The 18041-nt window shown below is 64.6% G+C and carries 15 protein-coding genes and 1 tRNA gene; all 16 read left to right on the top strand.

The annotated features are described in order from the left end of the window. Positions 1–3: 3 nt before the first annotated feature. Complete coding sequence (mraY, locus tag ACEQXE_RS10910) at positions 4–1074, top strand: phospho-N-acetylmuramoyl-pentapeptide-transferase (protein WP_370179266.1); 1071 nt, start codon at positions 4–6, stop codon at positions 1072–1074. Next, the gene (gene murD, locus ACEQXE_RS10915; protein WP_370179268.1) at positions 1071–2444 is read left to right on the top strand and encodes a UDP-N-acetylmuramoyl-L-alanine--D-glutamate ligase; all 1374 of its coding nucleotides are present in this window, start codon (positions 1071–1073) and stop codon (positions 2442–2444) included. Before mraY ends, murD begins: the two co-directional genes overlap by 4 nt. Beyond that, a complete protein-coding gene (locus ACEQXE_RS10920; protein WP_370179270.1) occupies positions 2441–3673 on the top strand; it encodes an FtsW/RodA/SpoVE family cell cycle protein in 1233 nt (410 codons plus the stop codon). Before murD ends, ACEQXE_RS10920 begins: the two co-directional genes overlap by 4 nt. Further along, entirely contained in the window at positions 3670–4878 is a 1209-nt protein-coding gene (gene murG / locus ACEQXE_RS10925; protein WP_370179272.1) for an undecaprenyldiphospho-muramoylpentapeptide beta-N-acetylglucosaminyltransferase, read from the top strand. The genes ACEQXE_RS10920 and murG overlap by 4 nt, the downstream gene beginning before the upstream one ends. Beyond that, a complete protein-coding gene (murC, locus tag ACEQXE_RS10930) occupies positions 4875–6320 on the top strand; it encodes a UDP-N-acetylmuramate--L-alanine ligase (protein WP_370179274.1) in 1446 nt (481 codons plus the stop codon). Before murG ends, murC begins: the two co-directional genes overlap by 4 nt. Continuing rightward, positions 6299–7213, top strand: coding sequence for a UDP-N-acetylmuramate dehydrogenase (gene murB / locus ACEQXE_RS10935; RefSeq protein ID WP_370184322.1), 915 nt, complete (start codon positions 6299–6301; stop codon positions 7211–7213). Before murC ends, murB begins: the two co-directional genes overlap by 22 nt. Beyond that, the gene (locus tag ACEQXE_RS10940; RefSeq protein ID WP_370179278.1) at positions 7210–8202 is read left to right on the top strand and encodes a D-alanine--D-alanine ligase; all 993 of its coding nucleotides are present in this window, start codon (positions 7210–7212) and stop codon (positions 8200–8202) included. Before murB ends, ACEQXE_RS10940 begins: the two co-directional genes overlap by 4 nt. Next, positions 8180–9091 carry a cell division protein FtsQ/DivIB gene (locus ACEQXE_RS10945; RefSeq protein ID WP_370179279.1) on the top strand — a complete coding sequence of 304 codons (912 nt, stop codon included), beginning with the start codon at positions 8180–8182 and terminating at the stop codon, positions 9089–9091. Before ACEQXE_RS10940 ends, ACEQXE_RS10945 begins: the two co-directional genes overlap by 23 nt. Continuing rightward, positions 9091–10341: a cell division protein FtsA gene (gene ftsA, locus ACEQXE_RS10950; protein ID WP_370179281.1), complete on the top strand. Its 1251-nt coding sequence runs from the start codon at positions 9091–9093 to the stop codon at positions 10339–10341. Before ACEQXE_RS10945 ends, ftsA begins: the two co-directional genes overlap by 1 nt. 139 nt (positions 10342–10480) lie before the next feature. Then, on the top strand, positions 10481–12220 hold the full coding sequence (ftsZ, locus tag ACEQXE_RS10955; protein WP_370179283.1) for a cell division protein FtsZ: 1740 nt from the start codon (positions 10481–10483) through the stop codon (positions 12218–12220). 72 nt (positions 12221–12292) lie between these two features. Then, positions 12293–13990 (top strand): SPOR domain-containing protein, encoded by a 1698-nt coding sequence (locus tag ACEQXE_RS10960; protein WP_370179284.1) that lies wholly within the window; start codon positions 12293–12295, stop codon positions 13988–13990. Between the two features lie 156 nt (positions 13991–14146). Continuing rightward, positions 14147–14653, top strand: coding sequence for a YbjN domain-containing protein (locus tag ACEQXE_RS10965; protein WP_370179285.1), 507 nt, complete (start codon positions 14147–14149; stop codon positions 14651–14653). 146 nt (positions 14654–14799) lie between these two features. Beyond that, complete coding sequence (locus tag ACEQXE_RS10970; protein WP_370179287.1) at positions 14800–15540, top strand: Bax inhibitor-1/YccA family protein; 741 nt, start codon at positions 14800–14802, stop codon at positions 15538–15540. Positions 15541–15703: 163 nt separating this feature from the next. Then, the gene (locus ACEQXE_RS10975; RefSeq protein ID WP_370179290.1) at positions 15704–16696 is read left to right on the top strand and encodes a hypothetical protein; all 993 of its coding nucleotides are present in this window, start codon (positions 15704–15706) and stop codon (positions 16694–16696) included. Positions 16697–16804: 108 nt separating this feature from the next. Beyond that, a tRNA-Ala gene (locus ACEQXE_RS10980) sits at positions 16805–16880 on the top strand. A 76-nt stretch (positions 16881–16956) separates the two neighbouring features. Beyond that, on the top strand, positions 16957–18039 hold the full coding sequence (gene obgE / locus ACEQXE_RS10985; RefSeq protein ID WP_370179291.1) for a GTPase ObgE: 1083 nt from the start codon (positions 16957–16959) through the stop codon (positions 18037–18039). Positions 18040–18041: the final 2 nt, after the last annotated feature.

Genomic DNA, 18041 nt, shown 5'->3' on the forward strand with positions numbered 1-18041 from the left:
AGAATGTTCTATCTAATCGCGGAGTGGCTTGAATTCGAAGGGATTTTCAATCTCTTCCGCTACCAGACCTTTCGTGCGGGTGCCGCCATCCTCACCGCGCTTTTCTTCGGGTTGCTGATCGGGCCCAAGCTGATCGACATGCTGCGCGTGCGGCAGGGCAAGGGCCAGCCGATCCGTGAGGACGGGCCGCAAACGCACCTCGCCAAGCGCGGCACACCCACGATGGGCGGGCTGATGATCCTGATCGCGATGGTGCTGGCGCTGCTGCTGTGGATGGACCTCTCCAACCCGTTCGTCTGGGCCTGCCTCGCGGTGACCATCGGGTTCGGCGCGATCGGCTTCATGGACGACTACGACAAGGTCACGAAAAATAGCCACGCAGGGGTCTCGGGCAAGGTCCGCCTTGCGCTGGAATTCATCGTTGCGGGCATCGCGGCCTATATCATCGTCAGCCAGATCAACACGTGGCTCTACGTGCCCTTCGTCAGCGACCAGGCGATCCCTCTGGGGCCGTTCTACTACGTGTTTGCCGCCATCGTGATCGTGGGCGCGGGCAATGCGGTGAACCTGACCGACGGGCTGGACGGGCTGGCAATCATGCCGGTGATCATCGCGGCGGGCACCTTCGCCATCATCGCCTATCTTGCAGGCCGCGCGGACTTCTCCGAATATCTCGGCATTCCTTATGTCGAGGGTGCGGGCGAGCTGGCGATCTTCTGTGCCTGCATCATGGGGGCCGGCCTCGCCTTCCTGTGGTTCAACGCGCCACCTGCCGCGGTGTTCATGGGCGATACCGGATCGCTGGCGCTGGGCGGAGCGCTCGGCGCCATTGCCGTTGCCAGCCACCACGAGATCGTGCTCGCCATTGTCGGCGGGCTGTTCGTGTTCGAGGCGCTCTCGGTCATCATCCAGGTCTTCTGGTTCAAGCGCACGGGCAAGCGCATCTTCCGCATGGCGCCCGTCCACCATCATTTCGAGCAGCTCGGCTGGAGCGAGACGAAGGTCGTGATCCGGTTCTGGATCATCGCCATCGTGCTCGCGCTGATCGGGCTTTCCACCCTGAAGCTGCGGTGATTGTCTCGCCCGCCTGGAAGGGCCGCAAATTTGCGGTCCTCGGCCTCGCGAGGTCGGGGCGGGCCACGGTCGAGGCGCTGCTGGCGGCTGGCGCGGACGTCACCGCGTGGGATGCCTCGAAAGAGAAACGCATTGAGGTGGCTGAACCCCATATGCCTTTCTGCGATCCGGATGACACACTCGCTCTTTTAGAGGATTGGGGCGCATCCTTGATCTTCAGAGATCCGGTGGAGACCGACCTGACCGGGTTTGCCGGTGTAGTCGTGTCTCCCGGCGTCCCGCTCAACACGCATCCGATCAAGCCGCATGCCGACAAGTACGGCGTACCGGTGATCGGCGATATCGAACTGTTCGCACAGGCGCGCGAGCACCTGCCGCCGCACAAGGTGGTAGGCATTACCGGCACCAACGGCAAAAGCACCACCACCGCTCTGGTGCATCATATCCTGCAAACGGCAGGCGTGCCGACCACGATGGGCGGCAATATCGGCCTGCCGATCCTGGAGCAGGAGCCTTTGCCGGAAGGCGGGGTCTATGTGCTGGAGCTGTCGAGCTACCAGATCGATCTGACGTTCAGCCTCGATTGCGATGTTGCGGTGCTGCTGAATGTGACGCCCGATCACCTGGATCGGTACGAGAGCTTCGAGGCATATCGTGATGCCAAGCTTCGCCTGTTCGAGATGCAGTCGGTCGATAGCAAGTCTGTCGTTGAGGCAGGCAGCGATCTGTATGAGCAAGTCTCCGAGAAAAGAGGCGGCGTCGCTCCTCAAAGTTATTTGAACGTAGAGGGGGCGGGACACGTCCTCGCCGACTTCCCCGACTGGCCCACACTTCAGGGGCCGCACAACCAAGCAAATGCTGAAGCTGCCGTGGTGACGTGTCTGCTTTTGGGTCTGGATATCGAGCAAATCCGGCCCGGCCCCAAGTCATTCCCCGGTCTCCCTCACCGCATGGAGCGGGTCGGCGAGCATGGCGGGGTGCTCTACGTCAACGACAGCAAGGCGACCAACACCGCCGCTGCGGCGCCCGCGCTCGCCGCGTTCGAGAACATCCACTGGATCGGCGGCGGGCAGGCCAAGGAACCGGGGCTGGGCGAAACCGAACAGCACCTCTCCCACGTCACCGCCGCCTACACCATCGGCGAGGCGGGTGATGCCTTTGCCGAGGCGCTGGAGCCGCATTGCGCAGTGAACCGTTGCGGCACGCTCGACAAGGCGGTGGACCTTGCATCGCAGGTCGCGAAACCCGGCGAGACCGTGCTGCTCAGCCCCGCCTGCGCCAGCTTCGACCAGTTCCGCGATTTCGAAGACCGCGGCGACACCTTCCGCCAGCTCGTCCGCCAGCTTGCCGATAGCGAGGCCACTGCATGAACACTGCCACCGCCATCGCAGCCGACCTGCCCAAGCGCACCCAGCGCGAGACGATCCGCGCACGGGTGAAAATCTGGTGGCGGGAACTCGACCACACGCTGCTCGGCCTCATCATCCTGCTGATGGCGGTCGGCTGCGCGGCCATCGCCGCCGCATCTCCGGCAGGTGCAGACCGCCTGTCGAGCGACGAAGTGACGCTCAACCCGCTGCACTTCCTGTTCCTGCACCTGCGCTGGCTCGGGCTAGGCTTCGTCACGATGCTCGCCCTTTCCATGCTCAGCCGCGATTCCGCGCGGCGTTTCGCCATCCTGCTGTCCGCCGCGATGATCGGCGCGCTGCTGCTCGTGCCCTTCATCGGCACGGAGGTGAACGGTGCGCGCCGCTGGCTCAACCTCGGTTTCTCCTTCCAGCCGTCCGAGTTCCTCAAGCCCGGTTTCGCGATCACGCTGGCGTGGATCATGAGCTGGCGCCTGAAAGACCCGAACATGCCGGTCTTTGGCCTGGTGACCGGCGCGCTCGCAGTGGTGGTCACACTGCTGATGGCGCAGCCTAACCTCGGCGCAGCGATCCTGTTCACCGGCGTGTGGTTCGTCCTCGTGCTGCTGGGCGGGGTATCCTTCCGCCACATTGCAGGCCTGTTTGCAGGGGGCCTCGTGGGCCTCAGCCTTGCCTATGCATTCTACGACAACGCGCGGCACCGCATCGATTCCTGGCTGTTCGGCGGCACCGATTTCGACCAGGTCGACCTTGCCCAGCGCACCCTGCTCGCCGGTGGCTGGGATGGGGTGGGGTTCTGGGTCGGCACCAAGAAGTTCCGCCTGCCCGAAGCGCAGACCGACTATATCTTCTCCGTCGTGGGTGAGGAATTCGGCCTGCTCGCCTGTGGCGGGATCGTTCTGCTGTTCTTCGCTATCGTGCTGCGCGTGCTGGTCCGCATTTCCAGCGAGGAGAATTTCTTCGCCCTGCTCGCCGCCGCAGGCCTTACCGCGCAACTGGGCGGACAGGCCTTTATCAACATCCTCGTCAACCTGTCGCTTTTCCCGTCGAAAGGCATGACCCTGCCGCTGGTCAGCTATGGCGGCTCGTCCACGATCGCGGTATGCATGGGCTTTGGCCTGCTGCTCGCGCTGACGCGCCGCAACCCGTTCCTGACACGGGAAACCGCAGGCCTTCGCACGTTATTGTCGGAGAAGGACGGGGGCCTGTTCGGCAAGGAAAGGGACAGATGAGCGGGGCCAATCGACATTACGTTCTCGCCGCAGGCGGCACCGGCGGGCACATGCTGCCCGCCTTCGCGCTGGCGCACGAGCTTGAGCGGCGCGGGCACCATGTCGCGCTGATCACGGACGAACGCGGGGCGAATATTCCCGGCAAGCCCGATTTCATGCCTGCGCACATCATGCCGGTGGGGCGCTTCGGAAAGAACCCGATCCGCTGGTTCGGCGGTGCGGCCAAGGTGATGGAAGGGCGCAAGATGGCGCGCCGCCTGTTCGAGAATTTCGAACCGAGCGCGGTGGTCGGCTTCGGGGGCTACCCAACGCTCCCCGCCTTGCTGGCCGCACGCAGCGCCAAAATCCCGAGCGTGATCCACGAACAGAATGCCGTGCTGGGCCGGGTCAATCGCCTGCTCGCACCGCGCGCGACTGCGATTGCGACTGCTTACCCGCAGGTGCTGCGCCTCAAGTCGAAGTGGTCGCCCAAGGTGCACCTCGTCGGCAATCCGGTGCGCGCGGAAGTTCTCTCCCTGCGCGACGAGCCTTTCCCGACCTTTACCGAGGACAGCCTGCTCAAAGTGCTGGTGACCGGCGGCAGCCAGGGCGCGAGTATCCTTGCGCAGGTCGTGCCCGATGGTCTCGCCATGCTGCCTCCCGCGCTGCGCCAGCGCTTGCAGGTGGTCCAGCAGTGCCGCCCGGAAGATGTCGGCGCGGTGCGCGAACGCTATCGCAACCACGACATCCCGGCGGAGCTCGCCACCTATTTCGAGAACATGGCCGAGCGGCTGGCCGATGCGCACCTGTTCATCGGGCGCGCCGGTGCCTCGACCATTGCCGAACTGACCGCCGTGGGTCGCCCCGCGATCCTCGTGCCACTGCCCATCGCGACCGACGATCACCAGGCGGCCAACACACGCGAGATCGTGGAAGCGGGCGGTGCGCGGATGATCCGGCAGAGCTCTTTCACGCCCAAGGAGCTGGCGCGCCAGATCCAGGTACTCAGCCAGCGCTCGGGCACGCTCGGCAATGCGGCGCACAAGGCGTGGAATTGCGGCCGGCCCGATGCGGTGAAAGACCTTGCCGACCTCGTCGAAAGCTTCGGCGGGGCGGAGATGATGGATGTCATCCGCGTGGGCCGGAATAATGCGCGCGGTGCTTCGCAGGGCGTTGCCGTGGGGCAGGGCGCGGCGCGCGACATCGCGGAGGAGCGCGCATCGTGAAGGGCGTCGCCACCGATATCGGGATCATCCACTTCGTCGGCATCGGCGGGATCGGCATGTCCGGCATTGCCGAGGTGATGCACAATCTCGGCTACCAGGTGCAGGGCTCCGATATCTCCGAAAGTCACACGGTCGAGCGGTTGCGCAAGCGCGGAATGAAGGTCGCCATCGGCCATGCGCGAGAGAACGTGGATGGCGTGGCCGTGGTGGTGACATCGACCGCCGTGAAACGGACCAACCCGGAGGTCGAAGCTGCGCTGGAAAACCGCATCCCGGTGGTGCGCCGCGCGGAAATGCTGGCCGAGCTGATGCGCCTCAAGTCGACCATCGCGGTTGCGGGCACCCATGGCAAGACGACCACGACCAGCATGATCGCCGGACTGCTCGATTGCGGCCAGATCGACCCCACGGTCATTAATGGCGGGGTGATCGAACAGTTCGGCTCCAACGCGCGGCTGGGGGACAGCGACTGGATGGTCGTGGAAGCCGACGAGAGCGATGGCAGTTTCCTGCGTCTGGACGGGACCATTGCGGTGGTCACCAATATCGATCCCGAACATCTCGACCACTATGGCGATTTCGACGGGGTGAAGCGTGCGTTCGTGGAGTTCATCCACAACGTGCCGTTCTACGGCGCGGCGATTCTCTGCGTCGATCACCCGGAGGTGCAGGCGGTGATCGGGCAGGTGCGCGACCGGCGGGTCATCACCTATGGCTTCTCGCTCCAGGCGGATATTTGTGCGGTCAATGTCCAGCCAGAAGCGGGCGGCAACCGGTTCGACGTGGTGGTCCGCCAGCGCGGTGAGGAAGATCGCCGAATAGAGAACGTGTTCCTGCCTATGCCGGGCAAGCACAATGTTCAGAATGCCTTGGCAGCCATCGCGGTCAGCCTGGAAATGAACTGCTCGGACGACGTGATCCGCGAAGGGTTCGCGCGGTTCGGCGGCGTGCGGCGGCGCTTCACCAAGGTCGGGACGGTCGCGCTCGACGGAGGAAACGCGACCGTGATCGACGATTACGCGCATCATCCGGTCGAGATCCGGGCGGTGCTGTCTGCGGCGCGCGAGAGTGCGGATGCGCACGAGAACAAGGCGCGGGTCATCGCGGTGATGCAGCCGCACCGTTACACACGCCTCGCGGAGCTGATGGGCGAGTTCCAGAACTGCTTCAACGACGCCGATCAGGTCTATGTTACCCCGGTCTACGAGGCGGGCGAAGACCCCATCGAGGGTGTCGATGCATCCGCGCTGGCCGAAGGGATCAAGTCGCTCGGCCACCGTCACGCGCAAACCGTTGCGGACCGGGATCATCTGGTGCGCAGTCTCGCTCCCGAGCTGGAAGCGGGTGACCTCGTGCTGTGCCTCGGCGCGGGCGACATCACCAAGTGGGCGGCGAAGCTGCCGGACGAATTGCAGGCCGAATGGCGCAAGGTGGCGGCGTGAGCGAGGCTCTCACTCTGCCAAAGGTGCGCGGCAAGCTGACGCAGGATGCGCCGCTCGCCAAGCTTGTCTGGTTCAAGGCGGGCGGGGCAGCCGACTGGCTGTTTGAACCCGCCGATGTGGACGACCTGTGTGCGTTTGTGCGCGATCTAGACCCCGCTGTGCCCGTCATGGCGCTGGGGCTCGGGTCGAACCTGATCGTGCGCGATGGCGGGGTGCCAGGCGTGGTCGTCCGGCTGGGTAAGCCTTTCGCGAAAATCGCGGTGGAACAGGACCATACGCTGCGCTGCGGGGCTGGCGCACACGGCGTGCTGATCGCCTCGACTGCGCGGGATAATGGCATCGCGGGGCTCGAATTCCTGCGCGGTATTCCCGGCACGCTGGGCGGCTTCGTGCGCATGAACGGCGGTGCCTACGGGCGCGAGACGGCCGATGTGCTCGTCGAGTGCGACGTCGTGCTGCGCGACGGATCGCTGGCGACGCTGCCTCTTGCGGATTTGGGATATACCTACCGCCATTCGGAATTGCCCGAGGGGGCGGTGGTGGTCGGCGCGCGGCTCAGGGGCGAACCCGGCGACCCTGCTGAGATCGGCGCGGAGATGGAGCGGATCGCACAGGCGCGCGAGGATTCGCAGCCGGTGCGGACCAGGACAGGCGGCTCGACCTTCAAGAACCCGTCGGGCGAGAAGGCGTGGCAGCTGGTCGACGCGGCGGGCTGTCGCGGCATGATGCGCGGCGGTGCGCAGGTTTCCGAGAAGCACACCAACTTCCTCATCAACACCGGCGACGCGACGAGCGCCGATATCGAGCAGCTGGGCGAGGATGTCCGCGCGAAAGTGCGCGAGAATTCGGGAATCGAACTGGAATGGGAAATCCAGCGAGTGGGGCGGCGATGAGCAACGCAGCAATCCTCTCACGCAAACTCCATGTCGCCGTCCTGATGGGCGGCTGGGCGAACGAGCGGCCCGTCTCGCTGATGAGCGGGGAGGGCGTTGCCAAGGCGCTCGAAGCGCGCGGCCACACAGTCACCCGGATCGATATGGACCGGCAGGTCGCGGCACGTATCGCCGAAGCCGCGCCGGATATCGTTTTCAACGCGCTCCACGGCGTTCCGGGCGAGGATGGCACGGTTCAGGGCATGCTCGACCTGATGGGTGTGCCCTACACCCACAGCGGGCTCGCGACGTCGGTGATCGCGATCGACAAGGAGCTGACCAAGCAGGCGCTGGTCCCGCGCGGCATCCCGATGCCCGGCGGGCGCATCGTCAAGACCGACGACCTTTATCAAGGCGACCCTCTGCCGCGCCCCTATGTGCTGAAGCCGGTCAACGAAGGCTCGTCCGTAGGCGTCGCTATCGTCACCCAAGAAGGCAACTACGGCAATCCGATCGCGCGCGATGCCAAGGGGCCGTGGCAGGAGTTCGCCGAGCTGCTTGCGGAGCCCTATATCCGCGGTCGCGAGCTGACCACGGCAGTCGTCGGCGGGAAGGCGCTCACGGTGACCGAACTGGTCCCCAAGTCCGGCTTTTACGATTTCGACGCCAAGTATACCGACGGGATGACCGAGCATGTCTGCCCTGCCGATATCCCGGAAGAGATCGCCGACACCTGCATGCGACTTGCGCTGGACGCGCATCGCATACTCGGTTGCAAGGGTACCAGCCGCACCGATTTCCGCTGGGACGACGAGCAGGGCGTAGACGGGCTGTTCGTTCTGGAAACAAACACCCAGCCGGGGATGACGCCGCTCAGCCTCGTACCCGAACAGGCGAAATACTGCGGGATGAGCTACGAAGATCTGGTCGAAACGATCATCGCGGACGCGCTGAACACCGGCGCTTCGGGCGCAACAGGAGGAGACGATGGCTCGCAAGGTCAAGCGTAAGGCAACCGGCGTTCGCCGCGCGGCCAATTCGCGCTCGCGCGCATCGAAGGCGCGGGCAGCCCGGCGGCAGAGCCAGGGTGTCGTCAATTCCGCGCTGACAGCCCTGCCGATCAGCCAGAAGCAGTTGCAGGGTGGGTTCCTGGTTATGATCCTTACCGGTGCCGCCATCGGTGCCTGGTACGTCGCCAGCGCCGCCGGTGTCCCCGCGCTGTTGCATCAGCAGATGGCGTCGAGCGCAGGTGCTGCGGGCTTCCAGATGCGCAATATCGACCTGACCGGGGTCGAGCGGATGAACCGCCTGAAGGTCTATGAAGAGGTGATGGAACATCGCGGCACGCCGATGCCACTGCTCGACCTCGCCGCGATCCGTGCCGACCTCAAGCAAATGCCATGGATTGCCGAAGCGCGCGTATCGCGCCAGCTGCCGGACAGGCTGGTGATCGATATCGAGGAACGCACGCCGCACGCAGTGCTGGTCAAGCCGGACCGGCTGGTGCTGATCGACCGTCATGGCGTGGAACTGGACCCGATTTCGGAAGACGACGCACGCGGCATGCTACGCATCTCCGGGGCCGGGGCCAAGAAGCAGATCGACTCGCTCGACCGCATCCTTGCCGCTGCACCCGCGCTCCAGCCGCAGATCGTCAGCGCGCATCGTATTGGCGAGCGTCGTTGGAACATTGTCTTCAAGACCGGTCAGATCCTCGCGCTGCCGCAGGGTGAGGAAGATGCATCGGAAGCGTTCATCGATTTTGCCAAGCTCGACGGGCTCTATCGCCTGCTGGGCGGCAAGGCGACCGTGATCGATCTGCGTGTGCCCGACCGATATGTGCTGCGGGAGCCGGGCAGGGCGGATCGCCTCGCCGGAAACCAGGAGAGTTCGCAGTAATGGGTACGGCACGCCTTTCCCGCGTATTCGGCGCGGTCAATCTTGGTTCCTTCCGCGTATCGGCCATGATCATGGGCCTGACCGAGGGAGGCGAGCTTGTCGTGCTCGGATCCTCGCACCGCGCCAGCGCTGGCGTTAGGCGCGGCTATGTGACTGACAGCCAAGCCGCAACCCATGCGATCCGCGAAGCGATCGAGCGGGCGGAGAAGGATGCGGGAACAGGCATCGAAAGCGTGTGGGTCGGATGCGCGGGCGCAGGGCTGGCAAGCCGCATCTCGCGCGTAGAAATCCCCATCAACGGCCGCCGGATCGAAGAGGAAGACGTCGATCACCTGCTGGTGACAGCGCGCGATACGCTGCAGCCTGACGGGCGGATGGTGCTGCACGCGCAGCCTGCGCATTACTCGGTCGACGGGCCGCATGGCGTGGCCAACCCGGTAGGCCTCTACGCCGAACAGCTGGGCGTGGATGTGCACGTGCTGCTGGCGGACGGGGCGCCGATCCGTAACATCATCACTGCCGTGCAAAGCGCGCACCTGACCGTGGAGGGCGTGGTCGCCGCGCCGATTGCCTCCGCGCATGCCGCGCTCACGCCCGAAGAACGCGAGCTGGGCACTGCTTTGATCGAGATCGGCGGCGACGTGACCAATGTAGCGGTGCTGCAAAACGGCATGGTCCAGGCGATGCGCGCGATCCCGCTGGGGTCTGGCGATATCACCGATGCGATCGCCAGCACCTTCGGCATCCGGCGCCAGCATGCGCAGCGCCTCAAATGCGTGTCCGGTTCGGCACTCGCCAGCCCGTCCGATCATCGCGAGCAGGTGCCGGTCGATCCCGATGGTGATCCGCGCGCAGGATCGATCAATCGTGCCGATCTGGTGGCGGTCATCACGGAACAGCTGGGTCGCCTCACCGACGAAATCGGCAAGTCTCTGAAGGCGATGGACTTTTCCGGCGCCAAGGGCGGGCCTGCCGTGCTGACGGGGGGCGGAGCCGAACTGGCAGGAAGCGCGGAATTCGTGCAGAATGCGTTGGGCCGGCCGGTGCGGATCGGGAAGCCGCAGACTTTGCGGGGGTTGCCCCCGGCGCACGCGACGCCCGGATTTTCGACCCTGGTTGGGCTGTGCCTCTATGCCGCCAAGGACCCGGTCGATATCCGCACGGTGAAGGCAAAGTACCAGTCGCAGACCCGCATCAGCGGATTTGGCCTCGTCAATAGGGTGTGGCGCGCGGGCAGGGACTATTTCTAGCTTGCGGCAACGCTTGACCAGTGCTGCGAGTTATGTGGAAAAGACCGGGGATATCCATTAAATAACCCGGTGATTTCTGTCACACGAGAGCATTGAGAAATTGGCAACAGACCCGCCGGTTTCACGGAGTGAAGACGCAATGAGCATCAATATCGGCCCCGACCCTTCCGACGATCTGCGCCCCCGGATCACGGTCATCGGTGTGGGCGGTGCAGGCGGCAACGCCATCGCCAACATGATGGAAGCCGATATCGAAGGTGTCGACTTCATCGTCGCGAACACCGATGCGCAGTCGCTCAGCTCGTCTCCGGCGGAAAACCGCATCCAGCTCGGCCCGGAAAGTACTGGCGGGCTCGGCGCGGGCGCGCGGCCCGAACTGGGCAAGGCCGCTGCGGAAGAGACGGTCGATGCTATCGAAGAGGCGCTGGACGGGGTCAACATGTGCTTCATCGCCGCCGGGATGGGCGGCGGCACGGGGACGGGCGCCGCGCCGGTGATCGCCGAAGCTGCGCGCCGCAAGGGCGTGCTGACCGTGGGCGTGGTGACCAAGCCGTTCCTGTTCGAGGGCACGCGCCGGATGCGCGCCGCCGAAGCGGGCATCGAGGAGTTGCAGCGGCACGTCGATACCCTGATCGTCATCCCCAACCAGAACCTGTTCCTGATCGCCAACCGCGACACGACCTTCAAGGAAGCGTTCCGTCTGGCGGACGAAGTTCTCCAGCAGGGCGTGCGTTCGATCACCGACCTGATGACCATGCCGGGCCTCATCAACCTCGACTTCGCCGACGTGAAGTCGGTGATGGAGGAAATGGGCAAGGCGATGATGGGCACCGGCGAGGCCGAGGGCGAAAGCCGCGCCCGCGAGGCTGCAGAACAGGCGATTGCCAACCCGCTGCTTGATGGTGTGAGCATGGCCGGGGCCAAGGGCGTCATCATCTCGATCATCGGCGGCGAGGACATGAAGCTGCTCGAAGTCGACGAGGCCGCGAACCATATCCGCGAGCTCGTCGACGAGAATGCCAACATCATCTGGGGCTCGGCATTCAACCCGAACCTGGAAGGCAAGATTCGCGTGTCCGTTGTCGCGACCGGGATCGACGAGGACGGCCAGGGCCAGCGTCCAATCCCGCGCGCAGCTGCCATGCCGGAACCGCGTCACGAAGAAGTGCGCGCGCCCAAGCGACCGGCGATCGAGTTGCCCGAAGATACCGACGAGACCTCGGCCGATCCGTTCGCTGCCCCGGCGAGCGACAGCCCATCGCAGCCCCAGTCTTTCGGCAGCCCGCAAGCTTTCTCTGCACCGCAAGAATCGGCGACACCGCAGGCTTCTGCGGCCACATACGGCGATGAAGACGACGAGGGCGATGACGAAGACGTCGACGATATCGTCGATCCGCTCGCAGGACTGCGCAATTCTGACGAGGACGATGGTGACGATTTCGCCATGCCGCGCGCAGCCGAACCCAATCCCGATGCACCCTTTGCGCAACCTTCGGCCGACCAGTCACCAACCCCAGCGTCCGGCGGCGACGACTGGGGCGAGGACGACACGCTGGACCTCGGCTCCGTACCGGAGGCTCCGGGTGAGGATACATCCGACGAGCTGCTGCTTGGCGACGAGGCGGATGGGCCTGCGCCGCACACTCCCGCGGAAGAACCTGCTCCCGGCGGTCGTCGTCGTGGTCTGGTGTCCGGTCAGGAAGGCGGCGAGAAGAAACCCGCCCCGCCGCTTCCGCAGAGCGGTGGTGGAGGCACCCTGTTCGAGCGTATGGCCAAACTGTCCCGTTCCGGTGCGCCCGAAGAGGATGATGAGGACGAGGATGACGACGGTTCATCGCTCAACATCCCGCGTTTCCTTGGGCGACAGAACAACCAGTAGGCGCGACGAGCGCCTGTAATGGGCGGCTCAAGGGTCTGTTCAGGACAGGACTGCGAGTTTAGAACCCGCATTATGACGGGTCGCTTCAAGTCTTTGTGTGTCGCCTCTCCGGCGCTGTGTCTTCTGTTTGCAGGCCCTGCTGTGCCGGTTCTGGCGCAATCGGGAGACATGGTCTCGCGCGCGGTTGTCCAGCCGCTGCCGCCCGCCGCATCCGACGATCTCAACGAGGCGCTGATGCGGCTGGCGCGCGATCGGCGCGATGTCGATGCACTGATCTCCGCCGGCCTGGCCTCGCTCCAGCTCGACGATGTCGATGCGGCGATCGGCTTTTTCGGGCGAGCGAAAGAGCTGTCGCCGGAAAATGCGCGGATCGCGGAAGGCATGGGTGCGGCCTATGTGCGCGGAGGGCGCCCGGTCGAGGCGCTGAAATTCTTCGAAGAAGCGGAGTCCGCCGGGATCGCCACGGGCACACTGTGGGCGGATCGCGGGCTCGCCTATGATCTGGTGGGTCAGAACGGCGCTGCGCAGACGGCCTATCGGCGTGCATTGTCATTGAAGGACGACAACAGCGTGCGCCAGCGGCTGGCGCTCAGCTATGCCATCGCGGGGGATCGACAGTCTTTCGAGCAGACTCTCAAACCCCAGCTCGATGCGCAGGACTTCGCGGCCTATCGCACCCGTGCTTTCGGGCTGGCGGTGCTGGGCGATGCGGACGAAGCGATCGAGATTGCGCGTGCGGTGATGCCACGCGACATGGCGGGGCGGATGGAGCCCTACCTGCGCTTCATGCCGCGGCTCACGAAATCGCAGCAGGCAGCCGCCGCCAATCTCGGCATTTATCCGTCGGCCTCGCGCATCGGGCGCGACGATCCGCGGATTGCGAGCGCGGCAGGTTCCCTGTCGGCGCCGGGAACCTCCGACGCTGCGCTCGAACCCCAGGGTGAGGCGCTTGGTACCCGTGTCGCCGTGGCCGAATCACCAGCAAATCCCACGCGAAATCGCCCCTCACGGCGCTCGCAGCAGCGCGACTCGAAGCCGGCGCCCGCACCTGCCCTGAAACCGGGGGAAGTGCGGATCGCGGTAGGAACCCGGATCGATGAAACGCCGGTCGGCCCGCCTGCCAGCGAAGAGCCGGTCCAGCTGGCGGCCTCCGTCGCTGCGGCCGAAGCAGGTCCGCCTGCGCTTGCCATGGGGCAACCCGAATCACGGCAGGCCGCGCCGATTTCGTTCGATCTCGCCAAGACGGAGCCGCGCAAGGTGCCGACCATGTCGGCTCCTGCGCCAACTGCTTTCCAGAAGCCCGAACCGGAGCCTGTGCAGGTAGCGGTCGCCACCACTCAGCCCGAGGCCGAACCCGCAAGTAGGCTTGGCAATCTCGACCTCGCCAGCGCATTCGCCGATTTTGCCGAACCCACCACGGTTGCGGCGGCTGGCGGAGCGGTCGATATCAGCACCATCAAGCCCAAGCGCGAAGTGGAGGAAGCTGCACCCGCCAAGCCACCGTCGCCCAAGCGTATCTGGCTGCAGCTCGGCATTGGCCAGAACCGCAGCCTGCTGCGCAGTGACTGGCGGATCAAGTATCGCAAGTTCGACGTGCTGAAGGGCAAGGGGCCGTTCGTCACACCGCTCAACCAGACGAATCGCCTGCTTGCAGGCCCGTTCGACAGCCAGGCCGATGCGCGTGCGGCGCTGAACGCGCTTGCCAGCGAAGGAATCGACACATTCGTGTGGACCAGCCCGGAGGGGCAGGAGATCGACGACTTGCGCTAGCCCCCAAAGGCGCGCGATCCCCGGAAAAATGCTTTTCCCACAAGGCGTGAACAGCCTTAACGCTTATGCACCACTGGGTGCGCGTGCGGATTTGCCTGTACCACCCATGATCCCCCACAAGGCGTTCGAACAGACGCACGGGATCAGGGATCGCAGATGGAAACCGCATTGAACGACAATATCGGCAGCGAGTACGGCGCCCCGATGGACGTACTGGCCGCGTTGTTCGACGCGCGCGGCTGGGCGCTCGACACCTATGCGGACGAGGAGCTGGGCGGCGAAATACAGGGCGCCTGGGTCAAGTACCAGGTGCGCGCCGTTCTGAAACCCGAAGATGGCGTGCTGCAGTTGATCTGCCTGCCCGATATCCGGGTGGCAAAGGAACAGCTGATGCCCGCCTACGAGCTGCTCAGCCTCGTCAACGAGCAGGTCTGGCTCGGCCATTTCGACATCTGGAGCCAGGGCCGTGTGCTCGTCTATCGCCACGGTGCGCTGCTGGCGGATGACGGGATGCTCAGCCTGTCGCAGGCGCAGGCCCTGATCGAGAATGCGGTGGAGGAATGCGACCGGTTCTACCCGGCATTCCAGTTCGTGCTGTGGGGCAACAAGAGCCCGGCCGACGCGCTGGAGGCGGCGATGATCGACGCGGCGGGCGAAGCCTGACGGGAAGAACCGCAGAAATGCGCCGTTGAACCTGAACACACGTTAAGGCAAAATCGACCGGCGGCCCTTGAATTTCTGCGGATTTGTCGCGATATTCGCCTGTGAACCGGCACAGTTTCGCTGCCGGCAAACGGAGTGGCTTTGAAATGGCTGATTGGGACGACCGCACGCGGCAGAACTACGGCTCGGTGCCGCGCGCCGGGGGTGATGTCGCCTCGCGCACGACCTTCGATGCGGGTCTGCGCAAGTACATGCTCTCGATTTACAACTACATGACCTCGGGCGTGCTGCTGACGGGCATTGTCGCACTGCTGACCGCGCAATCGGGCCTTGCCTATACCTTCGCGTCAGGCCCGCTGATGTGGATCGTGGCCCTGTCGCCGCTGGCCATCGTCTTCGCGATGAGCTTCGGGGCGCAGAAGTTCAGCGCGCTGACCCTGCAGATAATGTTCTGGGGTTTTGCGACGCTGATGGGGCTTTCGCTCTCGACGATTTTCCTCGTCTATACGGGCGGTTCGATCGCAGCGACGTTCTTTGCGACCGCCGGCGCCTTCGCGGGGCTGAGCCTGTTCGGCTACACGACCAAGAAGGATCTCAGCGGTTGGGGCAGCTTCCTGATCATGGGTGTCATCGGCATCCTGATCGCGATGGTCATCAATATCTTCCTGCAGTCCGCAGCGCTCGAACTGGCAGTAAGCATCCTCGGCGTGCTGATCTTCGCTGGCCTCACCGCCTACGACACGCAGCGGCTCAAGAACGACTACCAGCGCCTGCGTGGTACCAGCTGGGAAAGCAAGTCGATCATTCTGGGGGCGCTGAGCCTCTATCTCGACTTCATCAACATGTTCCTCTTCCTGCTGCGCTTCATGGGTGTTGCACGCGATTAACACTGCCGATCAAACGGTCGCAAAATGAGATGCCCGGGGCGAAATCCATCGCCTCGGGCATTTTCTATTCACATTTCATGCGTTAGTGTCGTCCCACGGGATTGATGGCACCGTGCGTTTCCCCCGATACACACGAGATGCCTGCGATGGGAGCCTTTCGATTATGTCCGCCGACTTGAAGTCGCCGCTACGCATTACCGTTCTGTCGGGCGCACTGGGCCTGCTGGCCGCTTGCGCAACGCCGGTCGCGCCTCCACCGCCCCCTCCGCCTCCGCCGCCGCCCCCGCCGCCGATCCCCGCACGCCCGATCCCGCCGCTGGGTGCCAGCGCGTTCATGGTCGTGCCGCAAATCGCCCCCGATGGCGTGCGGCAGACGATCAACGCCTACATCACGCCTGCGCAGACCACATGGAACGTGCGTTCCGCGCTGAACGTCGCGGCGCTCAACTGCCTGTCAGCCGAGCACGCGGGGATTCTGGACAATTACAAGCTGTTCCTGACCAATTTCGACAAGCAGCTCGATAAGGCGAACGACAAGGTCGAGGCCGAATTCCGCGAACGTTACGGCGACCGCAAGACGGGCCGTGCGGAAATGGATTCGTACATGACCAAGGTCTACAACTACTTTACCTTGCCGCCCGCCAAGGCATCGTTCTGCGATGCTGCGCTGGAGCTGAGCAATGAATCGGTGCTCGTCGCGCCCGCCGACCTGGAAAGCTTTTCGGCACGCGCACTAATGCGGTTCGAAGGTGTGTTCGAAGATTTCTTCCGTGCGTTCGAACGCTATCAGACCAACCTGGCGACCTGGGATCGTCTGTATGGCAAGCCTGCCGGGCTCTACCCCAGCTATGGGCCGGCCACGCAGGTGGCAGGCGCTGAGACGACCTCCAGCGAAGACGATGGCGTTGTCCTGCTGAATGCTCCGGTAAGTTCCGGAGCCGGCACGCAGACCGTCACGCTCGATCTGGGGACGCAGCCGGACCCGGTGGCCGTGCCGCAGGAATCGGAAACCATCGACGTGATCCCCAGCACCGCGGTGGGCCCCGACAATGGCGAGCCGAGCGAGGATGCGCCGGTGATCGTGCTGCCCGAAACGGCAGCAAACACGACGCAGGCAGAGGTGCAGGGCCCGCCCGCGTCCGATCCTTCGCCGTAGGAAACACGTCGCGGGCCGAAAGGCCTTGCGTTGTCTGGCGCACCCGCTATTTGGGCGCGCTCTTGCGCAGAGACGCATCGCGTCTATCTACGCAGCCCACACCTGAACGGGGCCGTAGCTCAGTTGGGAGAGCGCGTCGTTCGCAATGACGAGGTCAGCGGTTCGATCCCGCTCGGCTCCACCAGGTGAGGGAACTTCCGGTTCGATGCGCGAAGGCGAATGCCTAGCATTCCCCTCAAATTCAGCTTACCTGCCGCGCAATGCATTTTCTCGATCAAGCCAAGATATTCCTGAAGTCCGGTGCGGGCGGCCCCGGGGCCGTCAGCTTTCGGCGCGAGAAGTATATCGAATATGGCGGGCCCGATGGCGGCAATGGCGGGCGCGGAGGCGATATCGTGTTCGAGGCCGTGGCCGGGCTCAATACGTTGATCGATTTTCGCTACGCGCAGCATTTCAAGGCCGCGCGCGGCGGACACGGTATGGGCCGCGATCGTACGGGCAAGGGCGCCGACGACTTGATCGTGAAGGTGCCGGTGGGCACGCAGGTCCTGTCGGAAGACAAGGAAGAAATCCTCGCGGATTTCACAAAGGTGGGCCAGCGGATCACCTTGCTCGAAGGCGGCATGGGTGGCCGCGGCAATGCCAGCTACAAGTCGAGCACCAACCGCGCCCCGCGCCAGCACCAGCCGGGCGAGCCGGGCGAGGAAATGTGGGTCTGGCTGCGGTTGAAGCTGCTCGCCGACGTAGGCCTTGTCGGCCTGCCCAACGCGGGCAAATCGACATTCATCAACCAGGTTTCCAATGCGCGCGCCAAGGTGGGCGATTATGCCTTCACCACGCTGGTGCCCAAGCTGGGCGTCGTGCGGCACAAGGGCCGCGACTTCGTGCTGGCAGACATTCCGGGCCTTATCGAAGGCGCTGCAGAAGGCGCCGGGATCGGCGATCGCTTCCTGGGCCATATCGAACGTTGCCGCGTGCTGATCCACCTGATCGATATCGCGGGTGACGATCCTGCCGATGCGATGCGCACGGTAGAGTCGGAGCTTGAGGCTTACGGGGCGGGGCTGGAAGACAAGCCGCGCATTGTCGCGCTCAACAAGCTGGACCTTGCCGATGGCGAACTGGCCGATGCTTTCGGTGAAGAGCTGAAGGCGGCCGGAGCGGACGCAGTCTATCCCGTCTCCGGCGCGACCGGGGCGGGGGTTGAGGCGCTGCTCGATGCGGTGCTCGGCTACTTGCCGGAGGTGACCACGCTCGAGAGCGAGAGCGGCGGAGGGGCACCCGAAGAGAGCGATCCCTCAGATAGCGAAGAGGAAGGCGACGGCACATGGTCGCCGATCTGACC

The sequence above is a fragment of the Alteriqipengyuania sp. genome (assembly GCF_964222115.1).
Classification (GTDB): Bacteria; Pseudomonadota; Alphaproteobacteria; order Sphingomonadales; family Sphingomonadaceae; genus Alteriqipengyuania.

Coding starts and splice junctions, on each gene's coding strand:
- ftsZ (WP_370179283.1), top strand. CDS start 10,481: ATGAGCATCAATATCGGCCCCGACCCTTCCGACGATCTGCGCCCCCGG.
- mraY (WP_370179266.1), top strand. CDS start 4: ATGTTCTATCTAATCGCGGAGTGGCTTGAATTCGAAGGGATTTTCAAT.
- ACEQXE_RS10965 (WP_370179285.1), top strand. CDS start 14,147: ATGGAAACCGCATTGAACGACAATATCGGCAGCGAGTACGGCGCCCCG.
- ACEQXE_RS10960 (WP_370179284.1), top strand. CDS start 12,293: ATGACGGGTCGCTTCAAGTCTTTGTGTGTCGCCTCTCCGGCGCTGTGT.
- murG (WP_370179272.1), top strand. CDS start 3,670: ATGAGCGGGGCCAATCGACATTACGTTCTCGCCGCAGGCGGCACCGGC.
- murB (WP_370184322.1), top strand. CDS start 6,299: ATGGCGCAAGGTGGCGGCGTGAGCGAGGCTCTCACTCTGCCAAAGGTG.
- ACEQXE_RS10940 (WP_370179278.1), top strand. CDS start 7,210: ATGAGCAACGCAGCAATCCTCTCACGCAAACTCCATGTCGCCGTCCTG.
- obgE (WP_370179291.1), top strand. CDS start 16,957: ATGCATTTTCTCGATCAAGCCAAGATATTCCTGAAGTCCGGTGCGGGC.
- ACEQXE_RS10970 (WP_370179287.1), top strand. CDS start 14,800: ATGGCTGATTGGGACGACCGCACGCGGCAGAACTACGGCTCGGTGCCG.
- ftsA (WP_370179281.1), top strand. CDS start 9,091: ATGGGTACGGCACGCCTTTCCCGCGTATTCGGCGCGGTCAATCTTGGT.
- ACEQXE_RS10975 (WP_370179290.1), top strand. CDS start 15,704: ATGTCCGCCGACTTGAAGTCGCCGCTACGCATTACCGTTCTGTCGGGC.
- ACEQXE_RS10945 (WP_370179279.1), top strand. CDS start 8,180: ATGGCTCGCAAGGTCAAGCGTAAGGCAACCGGCGTTCGCCGCGCGGCC.
- ACEQXE_RS10920 (WP_370179270.1), top strand. CDS start 2,441: ATGAACACTGCCACCGCCATCGCAGCCGACCTGCCCAAGCGCACCCAG.